We start from the raw sequence: 23,686 nt of genomic DNA, 5'->3' as shown, positions 1-23,686 counted from the left end.
CGCAACCCGGTGCGGCACCGGCTCCGTCTGTAGGGCATGAGACGCCTACACACCGCAATGGGTGCGGGGGCTCTGCTCCTTGCGCTGGCAGCCTGCGCCCAACAGCCGACAGATGACGTGGGTTTCGGCGGCCAGCCGCCGGCACCGCCCGGACCGGTGCAGCCGAAGCCGGAGAACGAGCGGACCCCCGTCGCGGAGAGCTCCCTCGACGCCACGGCGTTGCCGGAGGGCTACCCGGCGAAGGTCTGGACCCAGGAGAACGGCACCGCCCTGGTGGCCACCGGTCAGGAAGGCGGCTGCAGCAAGGTGCACGCCGAACTGGCCGAGCAGACCGCCGAGCAGGTCAAGCTCGTCCTGGTCGAGGAAACCCCGGAGCCACCGGGGATCTGCACCATGGACCTGCGCTACCCGCCGGTGGCGGTCCGCCTGGACGCACCGCTGGACGCCAGGAAGGTCGTGCTGGAGCAGCGCGACGTCAAGGTCCCGCGCTGACCACCGGTAGCAGAAGGGATTTCCAGGCTCGCTCCGCGTGGCGGTGCGGGTAGCGGAACCTCAGCGCGGCCACGATGAAGTGCACAGAAGGAAAACCTGCCCGTGAGCACGAGCTGAACGGATGACCGGAACACCGCGTTTCCCGCAGGAGGTGGGGCTCCTGCGGGAAACGCGGTGTTTCAGCGTCTGCGCGGGCTCAGCGTCCGAAGGAGATCTGGAGCGTCGGCTTCGTGGCCTCGGCGAAGAAGTCCTCGCCCTTGTCGTCGACCACGATGAACGCCGGGAAGTCCTCGACCTCGATCCGCCAGACCGCTTCCATGCCGAGCTCGGGGTACTCCAGCACCTCGACCTTGCGGATGCAGTCCTGCGCCAGCCGGGCCGCGGGGCCGCCGATGGAACCGAGGTAGAAGCCGCCGTGGGTGCGGCACGACTCGGTCACCTTTGTCGACCGGTTGCCCTTGGCCAGCATGACCAGCGAGCCGCCCGCGGCCTGGAACTGCTCCACGTAGGCGTCCATGCGCCCGGCCGTGGTGGGGCCGAAGGAACCGGAGGCGTAGCCCTCCGGCGTCTTGGCCGGTCCCGCGTAGTACACCGGGTGGTCGCGCAGGTAGTCGGGCATCGGTTCGCCGGCGTCGAGCCGCTCGGCGATCTTGGCGTGCGCGATGTCGCGCGCCACCACCAGCGGCCCGGTCAGCGACACCCGGGTCTTGACCGGCAGCTTGGACAGCTCGGCGCGGATCTCGCTCATCGGGCGGTTCAGGTCGATCTTGACGACCTCGTCGGAGAGCTGCTCGTCGACCACGTCCGGCAGGTAGCGGGCCGGGTCGCGCTCCAGCTGCTCCAGGAACACGCCCTCCGGGGTGATCTTGGCCTTGGCCTGGCGGTCCGCGGAGCAGGACACCGCCACGCCCACCGGCAGCGAGGCGCCGTGCCGCGGCAGCCGGATCACCCGGACGTCGTGGCAGAAGTACTTGCCGCCGAACTGCGCGCCGATGCCGAACTGCCGGGTCATCTCCAGCACCTGCTGCTCCATCTCGACGTCGCGCAGCGCGTGCCCGGAAGCCGAGCCCTCGCGCGGCAGTTCGTCGAGGTAGCGGGCGGAGGCCAGCTTGGCGACCTTGAGGTTGAACTCGGCGGACATGCCGCCGACCACGATCGCCAGGTGGTAGGGCGGGCAGGCCGCGGTGCCCAGCGAGCGCAGCTTCTCCTCCAGGAACCGACCGAGCCGCGTCGGGTTCAGCAGCGCCTTGGTCTCCTGGTACAGGAACGTCTTGTTCGCGCTGCCGCCGCCCTTGGCCATGAACAGGAAGTCGTAGTGCGGATCGGTGCCGCCCTTGGAGTAGAGCTCGATCTGCGCGGGCAGGTTGCTGCCCGTGTTGCGCTCGTCCCAGAAGTTCAGCGGAGCCATCTGCGAGTAGCGCAGGTTCAGGTCCTGGTAGGCGTCGAAGATGCCGCGGGCGAGCGCCTGCTCGTCCTGGCCGCCGGTGAGCACGGACTCGGTGCGCTTGCCGATCACGATCGCGGTGCCGGTGTCCTGGCACATGGGCAGCACGCCGCCCGCCGAGACGCACGCGTTGCGCAGCAGGTCAGTCGCCACGAACCGGTCGTTCGGGCTGGCCTCCGGGTCGTCGATGATCGCACGCAGCTGGGCCAGGTGCGACGGGCGCAACAGGTGCTGGATGTCCTTGATCGCCTCGGTGGCCAGGGCGGTGAGCGTGCTCGGCTCGACTTCGAGGAAGCGCCGGCCCGCCGCCTCGACCACGCGAACGCCTTCGGTGGTGACCAGGCGGTACTCGGTGTCGTCGGGACCGAGCGGCAGTACCTCGGTGAAATCGAACTTCGTGGTGGTCACGTCGCGGCTCCTTTGCGCGCGTTCGGGTTACGCGATGCCCATGTAACCGCGTGGTGGATCAGCGCGTCCACGGGGGTGGCCCAGGTGTGACGGAACGCCAATCCGGCCGGTGGCGGCGTGCGGCGGGGCACCTGCGACGCTTGCCACCGGACTTGTCGCCGCACTTCGGGGAGCGGTGCCGCCAGTAGCTACGGAGGTCACTTTGTCGACGACAGATCCGCTGGACGGGCTGGTCAACCTTCGCGACCTGGGCGGGCAGCCCCTCGGGGGCGGCGCGCTGACACGATCGGGGGTGGTCTACCGCAGTGACGCTCCGCACACCGGCGACCGGAACCCGGAGAGCATGCCGAGCTGGCCGCCGAGCGTGGTGGTGGACCTGCGGGGCTCCTGGGAGACGAAGGACGAGGAGCACCCGCTGGCCGGTGTCGCCGAGGTGCACCACGTCTCGCTGCTGGAGGACCTCCAGGACGTCGAGATCGAGGTCGACGATGCCGCGCACGACCTGACCAAGCTCTACCAGACGATCCTCCAGGGAGCCCCGAAGAAGCTGGTCGAGGTCTTCCGCATCGTGCTGGAGGCCGACGGCCCGGCCCTGATCCACTGCTCGGCGGGCAAGGACCGAACGGGAGTGTCGGCGGCGTTGCTGCTGAGCGCGGCGGGAGTGCGCGACGACGCGATCGTGGCCGACTACTCCCGCACCGACCAGAACATGCTCCGGGTCCTGCAGCGGCTCGACAGTGCCCCGGTCTTCCCGCCTGGCGTGGACGAGGAGATGGTCCGCGAACTGATGTCGACGCCGACGGAAGCGATCGAGAGCGTCCTGGAGACCTTCGCCGGCTACGAGGACCGGGCGGCGGGCTGGCTCCGGACCCACGGAGCGACGGAGGAGGAGCTGACCCGCTGGCGCCAGAAGTTCAACGCCCAACCCGCCTGACCGGACCAGCGGCAAGAACGACGAACGGCCTGCTCACCTCGCAGAACGAGGTGGGCAGGCAGTTCGTCACGAACCGGCGCCTGCGAAGAGCGCCGAGTAAGGGTCGGGAGGTCGGACCCGTCCAACGACGACCCCGGCCTCCCGGAGGAAGCGGCAGGAGAACCCACCGCGAAGCCGAATCACCCGGAAACCAAAACCTTGACCCCCAAACCAAGAAAATCAAAGAGCCAACCGGGTAAAACCCAACAACAATCACCACAACCCGACCACAGGCCCCAGCCCCCCCCCGGAGCTCAACCAGCGCTTCCGCGGACATGGAGGGCTGGTCCGTGAGCAGGTTAGGGGGACGCTCAGGAAAGCGAGGAGCTCTCCCGGGCGTCACCACCGCTCCGTGGGGGTCTGCGGGGGCTCGGCCCCCGCAAAATCATCTTGACCGCGCCGCGGTCCGCGCTCTTCGCGGACACACGTCACCCCCAATTCGCGCGGTCAGCTCGCGTAAGCCCGCAGCCGGTCGGCGCGGTCGCCCTGCCGGAGCTTGGACATGACCTCGCGCTCGATCTGCCGGACCCGCTCGCGGGACAGGCCGAACGACTTGCCGATCTGGTCCAGGGTGCGCGGCTGGCCGTCGTCGAGGCCGTAGCGCATCCGGATCACCGACTGCTCCCGCTCCTCCAGGGTGGCCAGCACGCGGCGCAGGTCGTCCTGCAGGAAGCCGGAGATCACCGCGTTCTCCGCGTCCGCGGATTCGGCGTCCTCGATGAAGTCACCGAGCGGCGCGTCCTCCTCGGCACCGACCGGCATGTCCAGGCTCACCGGATCGCGGGAGTGGTCCATCAGGTCGAGGATCTTCTCCACCGGGATGCCGGCCTCTTCGGACAGCTCCTCGTCGGTGGCCTCCCGGCCGAGCTTCTGGTGCAGGTCGCGCTTGATGCGGGCCAGCTTGTTCACCTGCTCGACCAGGTGGACGGGCAGCCGGATGGTGCGGCTCTGGTCGGCCATGCCGCGGGTGATGGCCTGCCGGATCCACCAAGTCGCGTACGTGGAGAACTTGAAGCCCTTGGTGTAGTCGAACTTCTCCACCGCGCGGATCAGACCCAGGTTGCCCTCCTGGATCAGGTCCAGCAGCGGCATGCCGCGGCCGGTGTAGCGCTTGGCCAGGCTGACCACCAGGCGGAGGTTGGCCTCCATCAGGTGGTTCTTGGCTCGGCGGCCGTCGCGGACCACGGCGTTCAGGTCGGAGCGCCGCTCGGGGGAGAGGTTGTTGCTGGTCTCCAGCAGGTGCTTGGCGAACACCCCGGCCTCGATGCGCTTGGCGAGGTCGACCTCTTCCTGTGCGGTGAGCAGCGCGGTGCGCCCGATGCCGTTGAGGTAGACGCGCACCAGGTCTGCCGATGGGCCCTGGGTGTCCAGGTCTTCGGTGACTGCGACGTCTGGCTTGGTGGTCTGCGGGACGGTCATGAGCTCCCTCCCTGACGGGCTGGCTTGGCGGGCGCAATTCACACCTGCGCGCCGTTGCGCGGTGCGTTGGACGCGTACGCTCGTTGGTACGGGCTTGCGCGTCGACGTCTCCTCCGGGTGTTGTCGATCGGTGCCCCCGGCACCTCTCGGCATGGCCGTCGAAGCTTCGTTACCTGGAAAACGACCGGCGTGCCGAATTCGTTCCCGAAGTTCTCGATTGGGAGACGTCATGGCGGTCACATCGGTTGCGCCACCAAGTCTGAGGATTTCCTGAGAGCCCCCGTTACATTTACACCTCAACCAAAAGGGTGAATGGCCCGTCGTTGACGCTCTCCACCGACATCATCGCCCCGAACACCCCGGTGGAGACCCGCGCGCCCCGCTCGCGCAGCTCCGCCACGACCGCCTCGACCAGCGGTTCGGCGTGCTCCGGGCGGGCTGCCTCGGTCCACGACGGGCGTCGCCCCTTGCGGGTCGAGCCGTAGAGCGTGAACTGGCTGACGACGAGCAGCGGCGCCCCGGTCGTGGCGCAGGACTCCTCGTCGCGCAGCGCGCGAATCTCGTGCAGTTTGCGGGCCATTTTGACGACTTCTTCACGCCCGTCGGAATGGGTCACACCCAATAGCACTAACAGCCCGGGCTCTTCGATCTTGCCCGCGACGACACCGTCGACCGTTACCGAGGCGCGAGTGACCCGAGTGGCGATTGCTCTCATTGCGCACCATCCACCCATTCCGCCGGAACGACCATTCCGTGCCGGACGAGCTCCCGGACCACGGGAACGGCCGCACGCGTCAGCTCCTCGGCGTCCTCGCCGAATCCCATCGCGAGCAGCTCGAGGAGCTCGCCGAGCGGCAGCGCACCCCGGCACCCGGCGAGCAACCGGACGCCGAGTTCGTCGACCTCGTGCTGCCAGCCCGGGCCGTTCGTGCGGTGCAGCCGGTGCACCAGCGGGCTCCATCCCTCGTCACCGGGCTCGGACACCTGTTCCAGCACCGTGCTGTCCGCGGTGACCAGCCGGGTCGCCAGCAGCGCCTCGGCCGATCCGTTGGCGCGCAGCCAGTCGACGCGGCGCAGCCACTGGTCGGACTCCGGGCCGAGCGGGTCGCTGAATGCGTGCCGCAGGTCCTCGCACACGACCTCACCGCGCGCGGCGTCGGTGCGGCGCAGGGTGACGAACCCGAAGCCGATGCCGAGCACGTCGTTGGCCTCGAACCAGTCCAGCCACTCGCCGGCCTTCTGCAGGCCCTGCGGGGAGCGCAGGTCGTAGCCCGCGTCGCGCAGCCAGGTCCCGACGTACAGCGCCGGGTCGGCTACGTCGCGCTGGACGAACCACGCGTCGACACCGGCGCCCGGGGGCAGCCACCGGGAGACCCGGTCCTCCCAGTCCTCGCCGTCGCGGTGCACCCAGGAGGCCAGCAGCTGCCCGGTGCCGCCCTCGTTGAGGAAGGAGGGCAGCTGGCGTACCACCAGCGCGCTCGCGTCGTCGCCGGCCAGGCCGGAGTCGCGGTAGGTGAAGTCGGTGCGCGGCGGCCCGACGACGAACGGCGGGTTGCACACCACCATGTCGAACCGGCGGCCGCGCACCGGGTCGAACCACTCGCCCTCGCCCAGCTCCACGTCGATCTCGTTGAGCCGGAACGTCGCGTCGGCCAGCGCCAGCGCCCGCTTGGAGACATCGGTGGCGGTGACGCGCTGGGCGTGCGTGCTCGCGTGCAGCGCCTGCACGCCGCAGCCGGTGCCCAGGTCCAGCACGGAGCCGACCGGTCGGCGGGAGGTGGCCTGCACCAGGCTCAGCGATGCGTGCCCGACGCCGAGCACGTGGTCGGGCTCGACCGGTCGGCCGCCGCGCAGGTCGGAGTCGAGGTCGGACACGACCCACCACGAGTCGTCGCCGACGCCGTGCGGACGGACATCGAGCCCGGCGCGCAGCCGGTCGCCGTCGGCGACGACGAGCCCGGCGGCCTGCGCATCGGACAGCGGCAGCGGGGCGAGCGCGGCCTCGACGGCGGCCTGCGGCTCGGCCAGCCCGAGCAGGAACAGCCGGATGAGCGTGCCGAGCGGCCCGGCGTCGGTCGTGGCGCGCAGCGCGGGGACGGGTTCGCCGCGGCCCAGCGCGATGTGCGCTTCCGGGCCGAGCAGTTCGACGACGCCATCGGCGTCGTACCCGGCGGCGCGGAAGGCGTCGCGAAGGCGGTCGATGCGGTCGTGGGACAGGTCTGGAATCACGCCCCCGATCCTCCCGCATCCGCTCGCAGCCGTGGTCAGAGGTGGTTCGCGGGCCTTTCGTAGACGATCTCCAGGCCGTCCTCGTCGTCCCACTGCTCGCCGACCTCGGCGAAGCCGTACTGCGAGGCCAACCGGTAGGACGCTGTGTTGTCCGGGCCGATGGTGACCCGGACCGTGCGCACCCGCGGTTCCCGGGCCGCGCGCTGGAGCAGCGCCTCCAGAGCTGCGCGCGCGTACCCGCGCCGACGGTGCGCAGGATCGACCGCGTAGCCGATCTCCACCATCCCGGATTCATCGGGCGGCCCGTGGTACCCGGCCCGTCCGACGGCCAGCTCGCGCTGCACGTCCCAGATGACGCCGGTGACCCAGGCCGCGCTGCCGGGATCTTCCGCGACCTGCCTGCTGCGCCGGAGCCACACCCCGCGCCAGTCCTCACCGGCGAAGTAGGGCGGGAGGGGCACCGGGCTCGCGGCGTTCGCCACGGCCAGGTCACCAGCGGCGAGCGCCTGGAACGCGGGCCCGTTCAGGTGCACGATGCGCACCTCGGGAAGTGGGGTTCGGTCCATCAGTTCTCTCCGTCAGTGGGCAGGGCAACGTCGAAAACCGCTTTACTCCGCCGTCGCCGTGCGCAATTCTTCGCACGGTCTGCTCGATCGGGTTGCGGAAGGTTGCGAATGTTCTCGATTTCCCTGGGGGATGACAACGCGGTGCTCCGCCCGCTGGAGCCGTGGCGCGCAGCGGAGTTCCTGGCCCACATGGACCGGGGGAGGGAGCTCGTCGGGCAGCACATCGGGCTGGCCGACGCGGTCACCGACCTGGCCTCGAGCCGCGCCTTCCTCCAGCAGTACGCGGAGAAGGCGGCGACCGACACCGGGCGGATCTTCGGGATCTGGGTCGCCGACGAGCTGGTCGGCGGTGTTCTCTTCCGGACCATGGACGTCCCGCGCGGCACCGCGGAGGCGGGCTGCTGGCTGGAACCGTCGGCGGTGGGCAAGGGCCTGGTCACGAGGGCGGCGCGGGTGATCATCGACTGGGCCGTCGAGGAACGCGGCATTCACCGGGTGGAGTGGCTCGTCTCGGCGGCGAACCACGCCAGCATCGCGGTCGCCAAGCGGCTGGGGATGGTCAAGGACGGCGTGCTGCGCGGAAGCGGTGTTCACCGGGGCGAACGACAGGACCTGGAGGTCTGGTCGGTGCTGGCCCCGGAGTGGCGGAGCCGGAAGGCCGGCTGAGCGAGGGCTCACGCATCCGCCAGGATGCGGTCCAGGGTGCGCCTTCCCAGCGAGCTCATGCTCGGGTTGCTCTCGACGTAGTACCAGACCAGCCCCATCGCCTGCTGGAAGGCCCACGCCCTGCCGCGCTCCCATTCGAGGGAGCTGCACCCGAGTTCGGCGCGGAACACCTGCCGCGGTTCCGCGCCGAACAGGTGCCAGGCGGCGACCAGGTCCAGCGCCGGATCGGCCGGGCCCAGACCGCCGATGTCGATGACCCCGGACAGCCGCCCGCCGGACACCAGCAGGTTGCCGGGGATCAGATCGCCGTGCGCCATCACATCACCGGTCGAGCCGCGCGGGAGCTCGCGCATGGCCTGCCACGTCCGGCGGAGCAGCGCGACGTCCAGGAGCTGCTCGCTGCGCTCGAAGCAGGTCTCCATCCAGGCGTCGTGGGATCGCAGAACACCACCGCGCCCCGTTCCGGAGAACGTCCGGCCGCGGGTGTCGATGGTGCGAACACCGCGGATGAACTCGGCGAGGTCGCTCGCGAACGCAGCGGACTCGCCCAGGCCGTCGACCGCCACCCCGGGCACCCAGGTCTGCACCGACCACGGCAGCGGATATCCGGCCCCGGGCTCGCCCAGCGCGATCGGTTCGGGCGTGCGAAACCGCGTGCGCCCCAGCAGCTCCCGAGCCGCTGCCGCCTCGGCTTCGAGTTCTTCCCGCTTCGCCCCGACTTCTCCCGGCTCCAGCGGGAACCGGGCCGCGAACCGCTCACCGATGCGGAAGATGGCGTGCACCGTTCCCCGCGAATCGACGCTGCTGACGGGCAGCTCCCGCCATTCGGGGAACTGCGCGTCCACCAAAGCGCGCACCATCTCCGGTGACACGGTCAACTGCCCGGCGTGCATGTCCACACCGGTCACCCTCACACGCCCCGATCACCGCCCGCAAAGCATTTTCAGCCGCGCTCACGCCGGGGAGAGCTTGTAGTGCAGGCGCACGACTCGGGCGGACCACAGGCGGAGGGCGTGGTCGGTTCGGAGGGTGCCTTCGTCGTCGACGTAGACGCGGAACGTCTCGTGGATCGGGATGCGGGCGGCGAAGGTGCGCCCCTTGTCCTCGACGACGGCGTAGGCGCCGTTCCGGCCGAAGGCTCCGGCCGGGGATCGCAGCTCCAGCGCGCCGTCCGGCAGTGCGACCGGTTCGAGGAAGACCTGGATGTTGCCCGATTCCAGCGGGAACGCCACGTGCACACTCGGGTTCCGCGTGCCGGGCAGCAGTTTCGTCGAGTAGCAACCGCTGTAGACGTACTCGCCGGTCGATCGCAGCGTCCGGATCCACGCCGCGGCTCGCTGGTCCCCATCGGACCCGAGGATGGGCACCACCCTGCTGTCCATGCCGCGGGCCACGTCGAGCGGGCGGGTGGGCAGCGCGAGCTGCTGCACGCGGCGGCCGAACAACCGGGAGACGAGCTCACCGCCGGGCTGGAACACCGCGTTCCACTGCGTCCACACCTCCATGCGCCACCGGGAGGTGCACTCGTAGAAGTCCCGGATCTCCGGCCGCAGGTCGGCCGCCCGGAAGGTCGGGCCGTCCAGCTGGGCCATGTCCGCGAGCAGCCCGACGCCGTCGACGGAGTCACTGCCCGTGGGCAGCCATCCCTCACCGACCTGCGAGCTGTCGTGCATGGGCGCATCCAGCCACTGCTCCGAGCCGGCGAGGTCGACGGACCGGCCGCGGAACCGCCAGTAGACCCGAGTGCCCCGATCCAGCCACGACATCAACGAACTCACCCGCCCAGCGTGCCAAAGCCGCTCGCGTCGTGAGCGCCGATGCTGGGGAAAGGCTCCCAGGTGCCCCGTCCGGGCGGCGGGGCACCTGGTCAGGGTCCTACTGGCGCTTCAGGAGCTCGAAGAGGCTCGAGAAGCCCTGGTCGCCGTGGCCGTCGGCGATCCGGCGGTCCATCAGCTCCTTCACCTCCCGCATCCGCACGGCTTCCACGCCGAGGGAGTCCCGGTGGCTGATCATGTCGTCCATCAGCGCGGCCTGGACGTTGAGCGGACCGAGGTCCGGCGCGTACTCGCCGCTCTTGATCGCCTTGCTCATCGAGGTCAGCAACGCCGGGAAGGCGGCCAGCGAACCGGCGAAGCGGTCGGCGAACTCCACGACGTCGACCCCTTCGGCCTGGACCAGCCGGAGCGTGTGGAGGAACCCGATGAGCAGCTCGTAGGACGCCGCCACCTGGGCCATGAACTCCACGGCGGCCGAACCGGCATCGTCGCCGTGGTAGGCGATGGCGCCCAGCTCCCGCAGCGTGGACTCGTGGGTGCCGAAGGCCTGCCGGGAACCGCTGAACGGGAACATGATGTTCGGCGTTCCGACGTACGGCGGGTCGCCCATGATCTTGCCGTCGATGTACTCGGCGCCGCGCTCGCTCGCCCACCGCTCGTTCGCCCGGGCCTGCGCGGGCGAACCGCTGGTGACGTTGACCAGCACCTTGCCCGCGACCGCGTTCTCGACGGCGCTCAACACCTCGTCGACGGCAGTGCTGTCGAGCAGGCAGATCACCACGAGCGGACTCGCCGCGACCGCCTCCGCCGCAGTCGCGGCCGCGGTGGCACCGGCATCGACCAGCGGCGCGCTCTTGCTCGCGGTCCGGTTCCAGACCGTCGTGCGGTACCCGCGGTCGACGAAGACCCTGGCGATCGCCGAACCCATATCACCGAGTCCGAGCACGGTGACCTGGCCCGCGGCACCTTCGGTAGTCGTTGTCATGTCGTTCCTTCCGAACCACGATCGAGCTTCTCGCCGATCCGATTGCAGGTAGCCTCCAACTTCCAGCAATGTCGAAGTCAAGAAGAAAGTCGATCGAGATTCCGGCGATGCCGGGCGATCGGGAGGAACGTGCACCCGCGATGCCGCGTGCCAGGATGGGGCCATGCTGGACGAGCTCGACCGCACCGACCGGCAAGCTGCTCAGCGAAGACGCGCTCCGTCCCGTGTCGGCTCGCCCGCCCCGAAGCAGCCGAGTGCCCGGCCACCGCGGGGCGTTCGACGGGCTCGCTACGAGGTGACGACGGCTCCGCCGACGCCGGTGCGCTCGGCCGGGGTGCCCACGAGTTCGACCGTCACTCCGGCGCGGACTCGTTCACCGAAGACGTCGACGATGGCGTCGGTGACTCCGGCGATGAGGCGGGCGACGATCTCGTCGGCGTCGGGTCGGCTGAAGGCCGCTTCCCTGATGCCGAACGTGACGCTCGGCGCGGGTGCTTGTGCGGGCTTGCCGCCGATGCCCCACCGGTTGGGCGGCACGCCGATCAGCCGCACGACCGCGATGCTCCGGGCCCACTCGCCGTAGACGGCGACGATCGCATCGGTCAGCTTCTCGATCAGCTCGGTCTCGCGGCCGGTCAGGTCGCTTTCCAGCACGTGGACGTCGAGGTGGGGCACAGCACCCTCCGAAAAATGTTTGGAAGCAAATTGAATTTGGAAGCAAAGCTATTGGGGGGCTGTGCGGATGTCAACGCCTGACACCACGGAAGACGCGGTCAGGGAGTTGCTCCTGGTGATGCCGAGGCTGGTCGGCAGGATCAAGCGCCTGCCGCTGCCGGAGCAGCTGCGGTCGCTCGATCTGGCGCCGAGGCATCTGTCGATGCTGTCCCTGCTGTTGCTCGACGGGCCGTTGACCGTCTCGCAGCTCGCCGGAGCGCTGGGGGTGGCGCCGACCACGGTGAGCCTGATCGTCAGCGAACTGAGCCGCAAAGGGGTCTTGGTGCGGCGCGAGGACGACGCCGACCGCCGTCGGCGCATCATCGACATCAGCCAGGAGAGCCGCCCCGCCATCGCCGAATGGTTGTCGCCGGGTGCCCACGCGTGGCGGCATGCGCTCGAACCGCTGAGCCCAGCGCAGCAGCGGACGTTCGTCGACACCCTGCTCAGGTACGAGGAGGCCTTCGCCGCGACGAAGACGGCACCGGAGGGCGATTAGAGGAGCGGCGGACCCGGGTGCGGCCGAAGCGCTGCGTGCGACGATGGGCCCATGCCGAAGAACCTCAACCTGACCGGTGACGCCGAGGCCGACAAGTTGCTCAGCGACGACCCGTTCGCGCTGCTCACCGGGATGTTGCTCGATCAGCAGGTGGCGATGGAGGTCGCTTTCGCCGGGCCGAGGAAGATCGCCGAGCGGATGGGCGGGTTCAGCGTCACCCGGATCGCCGAGTCCGATCTGGACGAGTTCGTCGAGCTGTGCGTGCAGAAGCCCGCCATCCACCGGTACGGCGGGTCGATGGGACGCCGGGTGCACGCGCTGGCGCAGTACGTCGTCGAGCACTACGACGGCCGGACCGAGGCGATCTGGACCGAGGGCGACCCGGACGGCAAGGAAGTCCTCAAGCGGCTCAAGGCGCTGCCCGGCTACGGCGACCAGAAGGCGCGGATCTTCCTCGCGCTGCTGGGCAAGCAGCGCGGCGTCGAGCCCGCCGGGTGGCGGGAAGCCGCCGGGGCCTACGGCGAGGACGGCTCGCGCCGGTCGATCGCCGACGTCGTCGACGAGCAGACCCTCAACGAGGTCCGGGCCTGGAAGAAGGAGCAGAAGGCCGCCGCCAAGGGCTGATCGAAAACCCGTCGACGTCGTTTCGCACGGGCGGCTAGCGTTGGTCCGTGATGGACGAGCAGCGGTTGGTGCGTATTTCGAAGTACCTGGCCAAGCACCTGAGGCACCAGCCGGAGCGGATCGGCGTCGAGCTCGACGCGAACGGCTGGGTGGACGTCGAGGTGCTGCTGGCCGCCGCTGCCGCGCACCGGTTCCCGATCTCGCGGGCGGAGCTGGCCGAGGTCGTCGCGAGCAACGACAAGCAGCGCTACGTCATCGACGGCGACCGGATCCGGGCCAGCCAGGGCCACTCGGTCCCGGTCGACCTCGACCTGCCGGTCAGCGAGCCGCCCGCGTTCCTGTTCCACGGCACCGTCGGCCGCAACCTCGCCGCCATCCGGCAGGAGGGGTTGCGGCCGATGGGGCGCCAGCACGTCCACCTCTCCACCGACCGCGAGACCGCGCAGCGGGTGGGGGCGCGGCGCGGCAGACCCGTGGTCCTGGCGATCCGGGCCGGCGCGATGCACGAGGCCGGGCACGAGTTCCGGGTCAGCGCGAACGGGGTCTGGCTGACGGCGCACGTCGCGCCGTCGTTCATCGACTTCCAGGGCCCGTGAGCGCACCACCGGGCGCTCACGGGCGCGGGATCAGGCCGCTGCCGCGCCGGGGCGCTGGTAGCGGTCGACGTACTCCTGGTCGGAGAGCTCGGCGATGGCGTACATGATCTCGTCGGTGATCGAGCGCAGCACCGGCAGCGAGCTGTCCAGCCCCGAGTAGCGCTTGAAGTCCAGCGGGTCGCCGAAGCGCACCGAGACCGGGTGCAGGCGCGGGATCTTCTTGCCGCGCGGCTGGAGCTTGTCGGTGCCGGTCAGCGCCACCGGCACGACCGGTGCGCCGGTGCTCAGCGCGAGCCGCGCGACGCCGGTGCGGCCCCGGTACAGGCGGCCGTCGGGGGAGCGGGTGCCCTCCGGGTGGATGCCGAACGCGCCGCCGGCGCGCAGCACCTTCTCCGCGGCTTCCAGCGACTCCTTCGCGGCGCGCCCCTTGCCCCGGTCCACCGGGATGGCGCCCCAGGTGCTGAACAACCACTTCATCAGCGCGCCCTTGGTGCCGGTGCCCGTGAAGTACTCGGCCTTGGCCAGGAACGCGACCGGGCGGGGCAGCACCAGCGGGACGATGAAGCTGTCGAGCACGGCGAGGTGGTTCGGCGCCAGGATCACCGGACCGGTGGTCGGCACCTTGTCCGCGTCGATCACAGTCGGCCGGTAGATCGTCCGCGCCACCGCGCCGACGACCCGCTTGCTCACCGCGTACAGCATTCGACCTCCACGTATTGATCCCGTCCGAATCTAACCCGTCGAGGTTTCGCGCGTGCGTCGTGCCGGTCAACCTCGGGGCCGGAGCTCCGACTCCGCGCGGCCCCAGGGTGTTGGCGGCGGCGATCGAGTGGGAGCATGGAAGTGGAGGTGGCGTCGTGAACAGCTCACATCGTGACGACTCCCCGGTGCTGATCACCGAGGCCCAGCCGTCCTTGGACGATCAGCAGGCGCTGCGTCGCCGCAAGTACGCGATCATGATGGCCAGCCGGGTCCCGTGCCTGGTGCTGGCCGCGGTGGTGTTCCAGGTGTGGCAGCTGTGGTGGTTGTCACTGATCATCCTGGCCATCTCGATTCCGCTGCCGTGGATGGCGGTGCTCATCGCCAACGACCGGCCGGCGCGCAAGAGCGAGAAGGTGAACCGCTTCCGGCACTCGCGCCACGCACTGGAATCGCGGGAGCACCAGGTCATCGAGAGCTGACCGGCGCGGGGCGGAACCGCCCGAGCCGGTCGTGCGGCATCATTGGGACATGAGCACGATGACGCTGCCGGAGACCGATACCCGGACCGAGACCACTGATCAGACCAGTGACGACCGTCCGGAGATGTTCCACTACGTGCAGAAGGACAAGATCGCCGAGAGCGCGGTCATGGGCACGCACGTGGTGGCGCTGTGCGGTGAGGTGTTCCCGGTCACCAAGTCGCCGAAGCCGGGCTCGCCGGTCTGCCCGGACTGCAAGGAGATCTTCAACTCGCTGCCGCCCGGCGGCAAGGACTGACTCCGCACCGCTGCCGCGCGGTGGACCCGGAGCCTGTTCGAGCGGCGGAATCCGCAGGCAGGCTCTCAGCCACCGCGCGGTTCGGTCTGCTTGTGCGGCGGTTCCGGCAGCGGCACGCCGTTGCGCGGTAGCTCCGCCGCGTCGTCGTCCGGCTCCTCGCGCGGGGCCGGTGCTTGTGCTTCGGGCGCGACCGGCTCTTCCGGCGCGATGTCCTCGGCTTGGCCGTTGCGCCACGCCCGGTAGCCCTCTTCGGTGTGCATGCGCTGTTCGAGGCGCCGCATCTCCAGACGCCGCCACCGGCGTCGCTCCCGGCGGGTCATCTTCGCCGGGTACATCTCCTGGATCGCGTTGTTGAACTGCGCGCCCATGATGATCGCCAGGCCGATGAAGAACGCGAACAGCAGGAACGCGATCGGGGTGGCCAGCGCTCCGTAGGTGTAGCCGGTGCCAGTCACCCACGTGATGTAGAGGCGCAGGCCGATGCTCGAGCACAGGAACAGCAGCATCGCCAGCAGCGCACCGGGCAGCCCGCGGTGCCAGGGCAGCTTGCGCGGCACCGCCACCTTGTACAGCGTGGCCAGCGCCACGACCAGCCCGAGCGCGGTCGCCGGGTAGTAGAAGATCTGGATCAGCCAGGCGATGTCGTCCTGGTAGTCCCGCGGGAAGACCGTCGGCAGCCAGTCCGGGCCGAGCGCGATGACCGGCAGTCCGAACACCGCCAGCACCAGGCACACCAGGTAGAGCAGCAGCGCGAAGATCCGCTGCCACACGCTGTTGCGCACCAGGTACTGGTTGTAGGCCATGGTGATCGAGTCGACCAGCGAGGCCAGCGCCGACGACCCGGCCCACAGCGACAGCAGGAAGCCCACCGAGACGATCTCGCCCTTGCCCTTGGTCAGGATGTCGGCGACCGTCGGGCCGATGATCTGGTCCACCACGTTCTGCGTGAACACGGTGCGGGAGAAGGCCAGGATCTTGTCGTGCACCGCGTCGACGACCGACGGGCCGAACCAGTCGCCGAGGAAGCCCAGGCTGCCCAGCAGACCGAGCAGCAGCGGCGGCATGGACAGCGTCTGCCAGAAGGCGGCGGCCGCCGACTCGGAGAAGATGTTGTCCCACCACGCCTTGTCCAGGGTGCGCGCGATCAGGCGCAGTGGCCCTCGTCGCACCGGGGCGTCCCGTGGTGCGGCGGCTGCACTGCGCCCCCGGCTTTCTGGCGAACTCGGCGAACCCATGGCACCCATAAGGATGCTGCATCGGTCCCGGCGATGAGCGTCGACCCGGAAAAACGGTGTGTCGCATTCGTCTCCACGGCCTTGCCGGTGGAGATCGAAGCGCGGAGGTAAGCTGCACGGCGGCCCGCAGCGAGTTGACCGATGTCGGAGTGGGCGTTCGCGGGGCGGTGCAACGACTCGCCCTCGCCATTCAGGTAGGGGAGACCCAGGAAGGAGCGGCGAGCCGGCGTGTCCGAAGCGCAACTCGACAATCCCGTCCGATCAGTGCTCAGCGAAGCCCCGCAGACTGCTTCCCGACCGCTCCGCGCGTGGCAGCGCAGAGCGCTCACCAAGTACCTGTCGACCAAGCCGCAGGACTTCCTGGCCGTCGCGACGCCGGGCGCGGGCAAGACCACCTTCGGACTCCGGATCGCCGCGGAGCTGCTGGCCGACCGCACGGTCGAGGCGGTGACCGTCGTCGCGCCGACCGAGCACCTCAAGCACCAGTGGGCGTTGGCCGCCGCCGGTGCGGGCATCGCGCTGGACCCCAACTTCCGCAACGCCGACGGCATCACCTCCAGCGACTACCAGGGCGTCGTCGTCACCTACGCGCAGGTCGCGGCGCACGAGGCCCTGCACCGGGTGCGCACCGAGCGCCGCAAGACGCTGGTGATCCTCGACGAGGTGCACCACGCCGGTGACGCGAAGTCCTGGGGCGACGCGATCCGGGAGGCCTTCACCCCGGCCGTGCGGCGCCTGTCGCTGACCGGTACGCCGTTCCGCAGCGACGACTCGCCGATCCCGTTCATCAGCTACGAACCCGACGCCGACGGCTCGCTGCGCAGCCGCCCCGACCACGCCTACGGCTACTCGGACGCGCTCAACGACGGCGTGGTCCGGCCGGTGGTCTTCCTGGCCTACTCCGGCGAGGCGCGGTGGCGCACCAGCGCCGGCGACGAGTTCAGCGCCCGCCTCGGCGAGCCGCTGACGGCCGAGCAGACCGCCCGCGCCTGGCGCACCGCCCTGGACCCGTCGGGCGACTGGATCCCGGCCGTGCTGCGGGCCGCGGACACGCGGTTGGCGCAGCTGCGCAAGGGCGGCATGCCCGACGCCGGTGGGCTGGTGATCGCCACCGACCACGTCACCGCCAAGGCCTACGCCAAGGCGCTGCTGCAGATCACCGGCACCGAACCGGTCGTGGTGCTCTCCGACGACCCGCAGGCCTCCGGGCGGATCGCCGAGTTCTCCGAGTCCGACGACCGCTGGATGGTCGCGGTCCGGATGGTCAGCGAAGGCGTCGACGTGCCGCGGCTGGCCGTCGGCGTGTACGCCACCAGCGCCTCGACGCCGCTGTTCTTCGCGCAGGCCATCGGCCGCTTCGTGCGATCCCGCAGGCCGGGGGAGACGGCCAGCGTCTTCCTGCCGAGCGTGCCGGTGCTGCTGGAGCTGGCCAGCCAGCTGGAGACCCAGCGCGACCACGTGCTGGGCAAGCCGCACCGGGAGAAGGACGGCTGGGACGACGAGCTGCTCGCCCAGGCCAACCGCAAGGAGGACGAGCCCGGCGAGGAGGAGAAGGCGTTCACCTCGCTGGGCGCCGAGGCCGAGCTGGACCAGGTGATCTACGACGGATCGTCGTTCGGCACCGCGGCCTTCAGCACCTCCGAGGAAGAGCAGGACTACCTCGGTCTGCCGGGTCTGCTGGAGCCCGACCAGGTGCGGGCGCTGCTGCGGCAGCGCCAGTCCCAGCAGCTCGACGACGTCGCCAAGCGGGAGGCCGAAGCCAAGGCGGTCAAGGCCGCCGAGCAGGCCGAGCAGCGCGCGAACGCGAAGCCGCAGAGCGTGCAGGAGCGGCTGCAGAAGCTCCGCAAGGAGCTGAACACCCTGGTGTCGCTGCACCACCACCGGACCCGCAAGCCGCACGGCAAGATCTACAACGAGCTGCAGAAGTCCTGCGGCGGCCCGCCGACGGCGATGGCCACGATCGAGCAGCTCGAAGAGCGCATCGCCACTCTCCGCTCCTGGTGACCGCCGCGTCGGACGACAGCCGTTCACCTTGGCTGTCGGCCGTAGCCGCGGCACCCGGCTGCAGCTCGGAAAGGTGTCGCATGCGCCGCAGGCGCATAGCCCACCCTCGCAGCTGGCACCGCCGCGGGTTCTCAGCGTTCGCCTGGCGAGGACAGCCTGTTCGCCGTGTATTGGTCATACACAAGAACGGGATCCCGCAACCAGGCGGGCGCTGAGGTTCCGCTACCCGCACCGCCACGCAAGGTGAGCCTGGAATCCATCCAAGGCACGATCGGCGCAGTGTCGATCTGTCCCGGGTCTCTTAGGGTCGAGGCCATGGCTTTCGACGTGGAGAAGGTCCGGGCGCAGTACCCGGCGCTGGCCGACGGCAGGGCGTGGCTGGACGGAGCGGCGGGCACCCAGGTGCCGCAGCCGGTGATCGATGCCGTCACCGACGCCTACCGGGTCGGGATGTCGAACGTGGGCGGTCCGTACGCGTCCAGCCGCCGGACCGGCGGGATCGTCGCCGAGGCACGAGCGGCGGTGGCCGACCTGGTCGGGGCGCGCGATCCGGCCTGCGTGGTGTTCGGCCCGAGCATGACCGCGCTGACCTACCGGTTCGCCGCGGTGCTGGCCGACGGCTGGCGGCCCGGCGACGAGGTCGTGGTGACCCAGCTGGACCACGACGCCAACGTCCGACCGTGGATCCAGCACGCGCAGCGCGCGGGCGCGTCGGTGCGGGTGGCGGAGCTGGACCCGGCGACCGGTGAGCTGCCCGCGCAGCGCGTCACCGATCTCATCGGCGAGCGCACCAAGCTGGTCGCGGTCACCGCGGCGTCGAACGTGCTGGGCACCATGCCCGACCTGCGCACGATCACCGACCGGGCCCGCCAAGTGGGCGCGCTCTCCTACGTCGACGGCGTGCAGCACTGCCCGCACGCGCACGTGCAGCTCGCGGAGCTCGGCGCGGACTTCTACGCGACCAGCGCCTACAAGTGGGCGGGACCTCACCTGGCCGCGGTGGTCGCGGGGGATCCGTGGTCGCTGGAGAACCTGCACCCGGACAAGCTCAAGCCGTCGCCGGAGACCTCACCGGACCGCTTCGAGCTCGGCACCAACCCGTTCGCCGCCATGGCCGGCGTCGTGGCCGCGGTGGAGCACCTGGCCGGGCTGGATTCCGACGCCGACGGCAGCCGCGCCGACCGCCTGGCGGTCTCCCGGCGCGCTGTGCTCGCCCACGAGGACGCGCTCGCCCGGATGCTGTTCGACGGCATCGGTGCGCTGGACGGCGTGGTGCGTTACGGCGCTCCGCAAGGCCCGTGCACGCCTACGGCGTTCTTCGGCCTTCCCGGCGTGGAACCCCGGCAGGTGGCCGAGCGGCTGGCAGAGCGGGGTCTCAACGTCTCGCACGGCCATTCCTACGCGTGGGAGGCCGTGCACGCCCTGGGCATCGGCCCGAAGGGCGGGGTGCGCGCGAGCCTGTCGCACTACACCGACGAATCCGACGTCCGCCGCCTCCTCGAAGCCCTCGCCGACCTCACCTGACACCTGGACCTGGAAAGGGCCGTGCCCCCGCAGGAAGCCTGCGGGGGCACGGCCATCTCGTCTGACGGGTTTTACTGCTCGTCCTGCTGCAGGTCGGCCTGCACGTCGCGCAGCCCGGCCTCGTACGCGCGGGCGTGGTGCCCGCAGAACAGAAGCTCCCCACCGGATGGCAATACGGCGCGAAGCTTGGCAGCGGCCCCGCAGCGGTCGCAGCGGTCGGCGGCGGTCAGCTCGGGGCGGGTGAGCGTTCCCGGCATAGTGATCTCCCTCCGTCCCGGCGTCGGAAACATCCGACGCCCTCGATCCTGCTACGACCACCGGTGGCCCACTGGCTGCGGGGTCGGTGCTCGTGGCTCCACTCTTCCAGACGCTTGGGTCGTAGTCAGTGTTCCCGCGCCGACCAGCGACGGTCGTCACCATGAAGCACCCGGTTGCAGCAGCGTCGTGCGCGGAACGTGATCGAATCCGCGAAAACCCTTGTGACTAGGGAAAATGTCGGCGCCGCCGCGATCAGCGCGAAGTCGCGTGTTGATCTGATTCCGGACATTCGGTGTTTCAGATCACAGAACGGGCGCTGTCCGGTCCGCGCCGTTTCCGCTGGAAGCGAACAGCGAATCCCATCAGTCGGACCGATCGAGCCGCCGAATGGACGCCCCGGTCCGACGTCGAACAGCAGCGAGGGCCGTCGACCGGGTGGTCGACGGCCCTCGCCGGGTCCTGCTGCTCAGTCCAGGTAGTCGCGGAGCACCTGGGAGCGCGACGGGTGGCGCAGCTTCGACATCGTCTTCGACTCGATCTGCCGGATCCGCTCGCGGGTCACGCCGTAGACCTGGCCGATCTCGTCCAGCGTCCGCGGCTGACCGTCGGTCAGGCCGAAGCGCAGCCGGACCACGCCGGCCTCGCGCTCGGACAGCGTCGCCAGCACCGACTGCAGCTGGTCCTGCAGCAGCGTGAACGACACCGCGTCGACCGCCACCACGGCCTCGGAGTCCTCGATGAAGTCGCCGAGCTGGCTGTCGCCCTCGTCGCCGATCGTCTGGTCCAGGGAAATGGGCTCCCGGGCGTACTGCTGGATCTCCAGCACCTTCTCCGGGGTGATGTCCATTTCCTTGGCGAGCTCCTCGGGCGTGGGCTCGCGGCCCAGGTCCTGGAGCAGCTCGCGCTGGATGCGGCCGAGCTTGTTGATGACCTCGACCATGTGCACCGGGATGCGGATGGTGCGGGCCTGGTCGGCCATGGCGCGGGTGATGGCCTGCCGGATCCACCAGGTGGCGTACGTGGAGAACTTGTAGCCCTTGGTGTAGTCGAACTTCTCGACCGCGCGGATCAGGCCCAGGTTGCCCTCCTGGATCAGGTCCAGGAACGCCATGCCGCGGCCGGTGTAGCGCTTGGCCAGGCTGACCACGAGCCGGAGGTTGGCCTCCAGCAGGTGGTTCTTGGCGCGCTCGCCGTCCCGCACGATCCAGCGCAGGTCGCGCCGCATCTGGGTGGTCAGCTGCTCGCCGGTCTCCTCGATCTGGCGGATGCGCTCGGCGCCGTAGAGGCCGGCCTCGATGCGCTTGGCCAGCTCGACCTCTTCCTCGGCGTTGAGCAGCGCGACCTTGCCGATCTGCTTCAGGTACGCGCGCACCGAGTCGGCGGAGGCGGTCAGCTCGGCGTCCTTGCGCGCCTGGCGCAGCGCCTCGGACTCCTCCTCGTCCCAGACGAAGTCACCGGACTCCTTGGAGTCCTCGTCCGGGACCGGCTCCTCCGGGATCTCCACCTCGACCTCGGCCAGGTCGCCGACGTCCGGGGAGGTCAGGTCGGTCTCGATCGGTTCGTCGATCTCCATGCCCTCGCCGCTGCCCTTGGCCGAAGCCGACTTGGTCGTCTTCTTGGCCGGGGCCTTGGCGCCCTTCTTGGCCGCCGCGGGCTTCGTGGCGGTCTTGCGGGTCGTCGACTTCGCACCCGTCGAGCTCTTGGTGCTCTTGCGCGCGGCGGTGGTCTTCGGCTGCTCAGACGAAGCAGCCGCCTCCGAAGCTGGGGTGGCCTGGGACTGGCCCGACTCGGACTGGGCACCGCCGGCTGCGGCGGAGCTGGAGCGTCGGGTTGCGGTTTCTGCGGCTGCCACGTACGCCCTTTCGCGACGGTCGATCAGGGCTGGCCGGAGGGCGCGAAACCTCGGCCGCCAAAGGTCGGGGAACAACCCACCGGATTCCAGTCCCTCCGGAAAGGGGATAACACCAGGTGATATCGGTGTTTTCGCCTTGTCGAAGGGCCTCGATCCGAGCGGGCCGTGTTCCATTGTAACTGCGATGCGGGGGTGCGGTTCCGCTGCAAGGCGGAGTCCGCGTGCCCCATCGTGTGCTAGGCGACCGTCAGGTCAGGCGTTGCCGCTGGTCGCGGCGGTGGCTGCGCCGACGATTCCCGCGTCGTTGCGCAGCGCGGCGGCGACGACCGGAGTTCGCGTCTCCAGCAGCGGAATCCACTTGTGACCCTTCTTGCTGACACCGCCGCCGGCGATGATCAGGTCCGGCCACAGGAACTGCTCCAGCGCCTGGACGTACCGGGTGACCCGCGGGGCCCACTCCGGGTAGGACAGGTCCAGCTCGTCCTTGACCGACGCAGCGGCCTGCGTCTCCGCGTCGTGGCCGTCGACCTCGATGTGGCCGAACTCGGTGTTGGGCACCAGCCGGCCGTCGATGAACATCGCGCTGCCGATGCCGGTGCCGAAGGTCAGCACCACGACCAGGCCGCGGTGCCCGGCGCCCGCTCCGGCGCGCATCTCGGCGATCCCGGCGGCATCGGCGTCGTTGAGCACCACGACGTCCTCGCGGGCGCGGCCGAGCCGCTCGGCGAACAGCGCCTGCGCATCGGTGCCGATCCAGCCCTTGTCGATGTTCGCCGCGGTCAGCGCGGTGCCGTCCTTGACAACGCAGGGCAGCGTGATGCCGACGGGGCCGGTCCAGGAGAACTTGTCGACGATCTCGGCCACCGCATCGGCGACCGCGGACGGCGTCGATGGCTGCGGGGTGGGAATCCGCATGCGCTCCTCGGCCAGCACGCCGCCTTCGATGTCGACCGGACATCCCTTGATGCCGGACCCGCCGATATCCACGCCGAAACCGCGGGCAGTCCCCATGGCCGATCCTTCCTATTCGATTCAGATCGAGGTGTGCAGACCTTAACCGGGTTGTGTTGCGATGTGGGCGTGGGATTGGCAACTGAAGTAGACGCAATGGCGTTGCGCGAGGTCGCGGTGCAGATCGCCCGCGAAGCCGCACAACTGGCCCGCACCGTGCGTGATGATGCTGTCACGGATGGTGTTGACACGAAGAGTACCGAAACCGATGTCGTGACAGCCGGTGATCGCGCGGTGGAGCGCTTGGTCCGCGGGCGGCTCGCCGAGTTGCGGCCCGGCGAGTCGGTGCTGGGGGAGGAGGAAGGCGGCGAGCGGGCGCTCGAAGGGCTGCGCTGGGTCGTCGACCCGATCGACGGCACGGTCAACTACCTGTACGGGTTCCCCTGGTACTCGGTGTCGCTGGCCGCGCAGCTCGACGGGCGTTCGGTGGCCGGTGCGGTCGTCGAGCCGGCCTCCGGGCGGGTCTGGAGCGCGGCCACCGGGCACGGCGCGTTCCTGGACGGCCGGCGCCTGCGCGTCTCGGCCGCCGACCGGCTGGACCTGTCGCTGATCGGCACCGGCTTCGCCTACGACGTCGACCGCCGCAAGGCGCAGGCGGCGGTGGTGGGCCGGCTGATGGGGCAGGTGCGCGACATCCGCCGCGCCGGTGTGGCGTCGCTGGACCTGTGCGCGGTCGCCGCCGGTTGGCTGGACGGCATGTACGAGGTCGGCCTGAAGCGGTGGGACTGGGCGGCAGGCGTCCTGATCGCCGAGGAGGCCGGTGCCCGGCTGCGCCTGCCGGAGCGCGGCAGCGCGGACGGTCTGGGCGACGAGATGCTGATCTGCGCCACGCCGGGCATCGCCGAGGCGCTCACCGGCGCGTTGCGCGAGGCCGACGCGGGCCGGGTCTGACCGGCGGGTCGGGCGCGCGGGCCGGTGGACGCCGGGCCGCGC

General features: G+C 70.2%; 25 protein-coding genes. 11 read left to right on the top strand and 14 right to left on the bottom strand.

From position 1 onward, the window contains the following. Nucleotides 1-117: 117 nt before the first annotated feature. Nucleotides 118-492 (top strand): hypothetical protein, encoded by a 375-nt coding sequence (locus ATL45_RS03040; protein WP_246025135.1) that lies wholly within the window; start codon nucleotides 118-120, stop codon nucleotides 490-492. A 196-nt stretch (nucleotides 493-688) separates the two neighbouring features. On the opposite strand, the gene ATL45_RS03035 is transcribed toward ATL45_RS03040, so the two are convergent. Continuing rightward, nucleotides 689-2,344, bottom strand: a complete 1,656-nt coding sequence (locus ATL45_RS03035; RefSeq protein WP_093157457.1) for a fumarate hydratase — start codon at nucleotides 2,342-2,344, stop codon at nucleotides 689-691. Between the two features lie 202 nt (nucleotides 2,345-2,546). On the opposite strand from ATL45_RS03035, the gene ATL45_RS03030 reads away from it, so the two are divergent. Then, nucleotides 2,547-3,278, top strand: coding sequence for a tyrosine-protein phosphatase (locus tag ATL45_RS03030; protein WP_093157458.1), 732 nt, complete (start codon nucleotides 2,547-2,549; stop codon nucleotides 3,276-3,278). 486 nt (nucleotides 3,279-3,764) lie between these two features. Here the strand turns inward: ATL45_RS03030 and ATL45_RS03025 are convergent, their stop codons facing one another. The 4 genes from ATL45_RS03025 to ATL45_RS03010 form a co-directional block, all read right to left on the bottom strand. Beyond that, complete coding sequence (locus tag ATL45_RS03025; RefSeq protein ID WP_093157460.1) at nucleotides 3,765-4,736, bottom strand: sigma-70 family RNA polymerase sigma factor; 972 nt, start codon at nucleotides 4,734-4,736, stop codon at nucleotides 3,765-3,767. A 289-nt stretch (nucleotides 4,737-5,025) separates the two neighbouring features. Beyond that, a complete protein-coding gene (gene dtd, locus ATL45_RS03020) occupies nucleotides 5,026-5,451 on the bottom strand; it encodes a D-aminoacyl-tRNA deacylase (RefSeq protein WP_093157461.1) in 426 nt (141 codons plus the stop codon). Further along, nucleotides 5,448-6,965: a DUF7782 domain-containing protein gene (locus ATL45_RS03015; RefSeq protein ID WP_093157463.1), complete on the bottom strand. Its 1,518-nt coding sequence runs from the start codon at nucleotides 6,963-6,965 to the stop codon at nucleotides 5,448-5,450. The genes dtd and ATL45_RS03015 overlap by 4 nt, the downstream gene beginning before the upstream one ends. A gap of 35 nt (nucleotides 6,966-7,000) precedes the next feature. Continuing rightward, nucleotides 7,001-7,531, bottom strand: a complete 531-nt coding sequence (locus ATL45_RS03010; RefSeq protein WP_093157464.1) for a GNAT family N-acetyltransferase — start codon at nucleotides 7,529-7,531, stop codon at nucleotides 7,001-7,003. Between the two features lie 108 nt (nucleotides 7,532-7,639). On the opposite strand from ATL45_RS03010, the gene ATL45_RS03005 reads away from it, so the two are divergent. Further along, complete coding sequence (locus ATL45_RS03005) at nucleotides 7,640-8,197, top strand: GNAT family N-acetyltransferase (protein ID WP_093157466.1); 558 nt, start codon at nucleotides 7,640-7,642, stop codon at nucleotides 8,195-8,197. A gap of 8 nt (nucleotides 8,198-8,205) precedes the next feature. Here ATL45_RS03005 and ATL45_RS03000 read toward each other — a convergent pair whose 3' ends face one another. The 4 genes from ATL45_RS03000 to ATL45_RS02985 form a co-directional block, all read right to left on the bottom strand. Further along, a complete protein-coding gene (locus ATL45_RS03000; RefSeq protein WP_246025134.1) occupies nucleotides 8,206-9,105 on the bottom strand; it encodes an aminoglycoside phosphotransferase family protein in 900 nt (299 codons plus the stop codon). A gap of 45 nt (nucleotides 9,106-9,150) precedes the next feature. Then, nucleotides 9,151-9,975 carry a hypothetical protein gene (locus ATL45_RS02995; RefSeq protein ID WP_093157467.1) on the bottom strand — a complete coding sequence of 275 codons (825 nt, stop codon included), beginning with the start codon at nucleotides 9,973-9,975 and terminating at the stop codon, nucleotides 9,151-9,153. A gap of 97 nt (nucleotides 9,976-10,072) precedes the next feature. Beyond that, nucleotides 10,073-10,957 carry an NAD(P)-dependent oxidoreductase gene (locus ATL45_RS02990; RefSeq protein ID WP_093157469.1) on the bottom strand — a complete coding sequence of 295 codons (885 nt, stop codon included), beginning with the start codon at nucleotides 10,955-10,957 and terminating at the stop codon, nucleotides 10,073-10,075. Between the two features lie 288 nt (nucleotides 10,958-11,245). Then, the gene (locus ATL45_RS02985; protein WP_093157470.1) at nucleotides 11,246-11,632 is read right to left on the bottom strand and encodes a tautomerase family protein; all 387 of its coding nucleotides are present in this window, start codon (nucleotides 11,630-11,632) and stop codon (nucleotides 11,246-11,248) included. Between the two features lie 67 nt (nucleotides 11,633-11,699). Between ATL45_RS02985 and ATL45_RS02980 the strand changes: the two genes are divergently transcribed. From ATL45_RS02980 to ATL45_RS02970, 3 genes are read left to right on the top strand one after another with little or no spacing between them, the layout of a single operon-like run. After that, nucleotides 11,700-12,170 carry a MarR family transcriptional regulator gene (locus ATL45_RS02980; protein WP_093157472.1) on the top strand — a complete coding sequence of 157 codons (471 nt, stop codon included), beginning with the start codon at nucleotides 11,700-11,702 and terminating at the stop codon, nucleotides 12,168-12,170. 51 nt (nucleotides 12,171-12,221) lie between these two features. Further along, on the top strand, nucleotides 12,222-12,794 hold the full coding sequence (locus tag ATL45_RS02975; protein WP_093157473.1) for an HhH-GPD-type base excision DNA repair protein: 573 nt from the start codon (nucleotides 12,222-12,224) through the stop codon (nucleotides 12,792-12,794). 50 nt (nucleotides 12,795-12,844) lie between these two features. Next, the gene (locus ATL45_RS02970) at nucleotides 12,845-13,390 is read left to right on the top strand and encodes an RNA 2'-phosphotransferase (RefSeq protein WP_093157475.1); all 546 of its coding nucleotides are present in this window, start codon (nucleotides 12,845-12,847) and stop codon (nucleotides 13,388-13,390) included. 30 nt (nucleotides 13,391-13,420) lie between these two features. On the opposite strand, the gene ATL45_RS02965 is transcribed toward ATL45_RS02970, so the two are convergent. Then, on the bottom strand, nucleotides 13,421-14,092 hold the full coding sequence (locus tag ATL45_RS02965) for a lysophospholipid acyltransferase family protein (protein WP_093157476.1): 672 nt from the start codon (nucleotides 14,090-14,092) through the stop codon (nucleotides 13,421-13,423). 155 nt (nucleotides 14,093-14,247) lie between these two features. On the opposite strand from ATL45_RS02965, the gene ATL45_RS02960 reads away from it, so the two are divergent. After that, nucleotides 14,248-14,571 (top strand): DUF3099 domain-containing protein, encoded by a 324-nt coding sequence (locus tag ATL45_RS02960; RefSeq protein WP_093157478.1) that lies wholly within the window; start codon nucleotides 14,248-14,250, stop codon nucleotides 14,569-14,571. 49 nt (nucleotides 14,572-14,620) lie between these two features. Then, entirely contained in the window at nucleotides 14,621-14,869 is a 249-nt protein-coding gene (locus tag ATL45_RS02955; RefSeq protein ID WP_093157479.1) for a DUF3039 domain-containing protein, read from the top strand. A 65-nt stretch (nucleotides 14,870-14,934) separates the two neighbouring features. Here ATL45_RS02955 and ATL45_RS02950 read toward each other — a convergent pair whose 3' ends face one another. Further along, nucleotides 14,935-16,038, bottom strand: a complete 1,104-nt coding sequence (locus ATL45_RS02950) for a YihY/virulence factor BrkB family protein (protein ID WP_246025133.1) — start codon at nucleotides 16,036-16,038, stop codon at nucleotides 14,935-14,937. Between the two features lie 330 nt (nucleotides 16,039-16,368). Between ATL45_RS02950 and ATL45_RS02945 the strand changes: the two genes are divergently transcribed. Beyond that, nucleotides 16,369-18,108 (top strand): DEAD/DEAH box helicase, encoded by a 1,740-nt coding sequence (locus ATL45_RS02945; protein ID WP_500691067.1) that lies wholly within the window; start codon nucleotides 16,369-16,371, stop codon nucleotides 18,106-18,108. 315 nt (nucleotides 18,109-18,423) lie between these two features. Continuing rightward, nucleotides 18,424-19,632 carry a cysteine desulfurase-like protein gene (locus ATL45_RS02940; protein ID WP_093157482.1) on the top strand — a complete coding sequence of 403 codons (1,209 nt, stop codon included), beginning with the start codon at nucleotides 18,424-18,426 and terminating at the stop codon, nucleotides 19,630-19,632. Between the two features lie 71 nt (nucleotides 19,633-19,703). Here ATL45_RS02940 and ATL45_RS02935 read toward each other — a convergent pair whose 3' ends face one another. The 3 genes from ATL45_RS02935 to ppgK all read right to left on the bottom strand — a co-directional run bounded on the left by ATL45_RS02935 (nucleotide 19,704) and on the right by ppgK (nucleotide 22,753). Further along, a complete protein-coding gene (locus ATL45_RS02935) occupies nucleotides 19,704-19,889 on the bottom strand; it encodes a DUF7455 domain-containing protein (protein WP_093157581.1) in 186 nt (61 codons plus the stop codon). Between the two features lie 467 nt (nucleotides 19,890-20,356). Then, entirely contained in the window at nucleotides 20,357-21,742 is a 1,386-nt protein-coding gene (locus ATL45_RS02930; RefSeq protein WP_093157484.1) for an RNA polymerase sigma factor, read from the bottom strand. A gap of 252 nt (nucleotides 21,743-21,994) precedes the next feature. After that, nucleotides 21,995-22,753, bottom strand: coding sequence for a polyphosphate--glucose phosphotransferase (ppgK, locus tag ATL45_RS02925; RefSeq protein ID WP_093157485.1), 759 nt, complete (start codon nucleotides 22,751-22,753; stop codon nucleotides 21,995-21,997). 96 nt (nucleotides 22,754-22,849) lie between these two features. Here ppgK and ATL45_RS02920 point away from each other — a divergent pair, with 96 nt between their 5' ends. After that, complete coding sequence (locus ATL45_RS02920; RefSeq protein ID WP_093157486.1) at nucleotides 22,850-23,644, top strand: inositol monophosphatase family protein; 795 nt, start codon at nucleotides 22,850-22,852, stop codon at nucleotides 23,642-23,644. Nucleotides 23,645-23,686: the final 42 nt, after the last annotated feature.

Origin of the sequence: Saccharopolyspora antimicrobica, from assembly GCF_003635025.1 — a bacterium.
In the GTDB taxonomy this organism is placed as follows: Bacteria; Actinomycetota; Actinomycetes; order Mycobacteriales; family Pseudonocardiaceae; genus Saccharopolyspora; species Saccharopolyspora antimicrobica.
This window is presented reverse-complemented; position numbering and strand designations above follow the sequence as displayed.

Excerpts from the sequence above, each read along its gene's own strand:
- ATL45_RS03025 (WP_093157460.1), bottom strand. The coding sequence starts at position 4,736 with ATGACCGTCCCGCAGACCACCAAGCCAGACGTCGCAGTCACCGAAGAC.
- dtd (WP_093157461.1), bottom strand. The coding sequence starts at position 5,451 with ATGAGAGCAATCGCCACTCGGGTCACTCGCGCCTCGGTAACGGTCGAC.
- ATL45_RS03010 (WP_093157464.1), bottom strand. The coding sequence starts at position 7,531 with ATGGACCGAACCCCACTTCCCGAGGTGCGCATCGTGCACCTGAACGGG.
- ATL45_RS03005 (WP_093157466.1), top strand. The coding sequence starts at position 7,640 with ATGTTCTCGATTTCCCTGGGGGATGACAACGCGGTGCTCCGCCCGCTG.
- ATL45_RS02990 (WP_093157469.1), bottom strand. The coding sequence starts at position 10,957 with ATGACAACGACTACCGAAGGTGCCGCGGGCCAGGTCACCGTGCTCGGA.
- ATL45_RS02980 (WP_093157472.1), top strand. The coding sequence starts at position 11,700 with ATGTCAACGCCTGACACCACGGAAGACGCGGTCAGGGAGTTGCTCCTG.
- ATL45_RS02975 (WP_093157473.1), top strand. The coding sequence starts at position 12,222 with ATGCCGAAGAACCTCAACCTGACCGGTGACGCCGAGGCCGACAAGTTG.
- ATL45_RS02970 (WP_093157475.1), top strand. The coding sequence starts at position 12,845 with ATGGACGAGCAGCGGTTGGTGCGTATTTCGAAGTACCTGGCCAAGCAC.
- ATL45_RS02965 (WP_093157476.1), bottom strand. The coding sequence starts at position 14,092 with ATGCTGTACGCGGTGAGCAAGCGGGTCGTCGGCGCGGTGGCGCGGACG.
- ATL45_RS02955 (WP_093157479.1), top strand. The coding sequence starts at position 14,621 with ATGAGCACGATGACGCTGCCGGAGACCGATACCCGGACCGAGACCACT.
- ATL45_RS02940 (WP_093157482.1), top strand. The coding sequence starts at position 18,424 with ATGGCTTTCGACGTGGAGAAGGTCCGGGCGCAGTACCCGGCGCTGGCC.
- ATL45_RS02935 (WP_093157581.1), bottom strand. The coding sequence starts at position 19,889 with ATGCCGGGAACGCTCACCCGCCCCGAGCTGACCGCCGCCGACCGCTGC.
- ppgK (WP_093157485.1), bottom strand. The coding sequence starts at position 22,753 with ATGGGGACTGCCCGCGGTTTCGGCGTGGATATCGGCGGGTCCGGCATC.
- ATL45_RS02920 (WP_093157486.1), top strand. The coding sequence starts at position 22,850 with ATGGCGTTGCGCGAGGTCGCGGTGCAGATCGCCCGCGAAGCCGCACAA.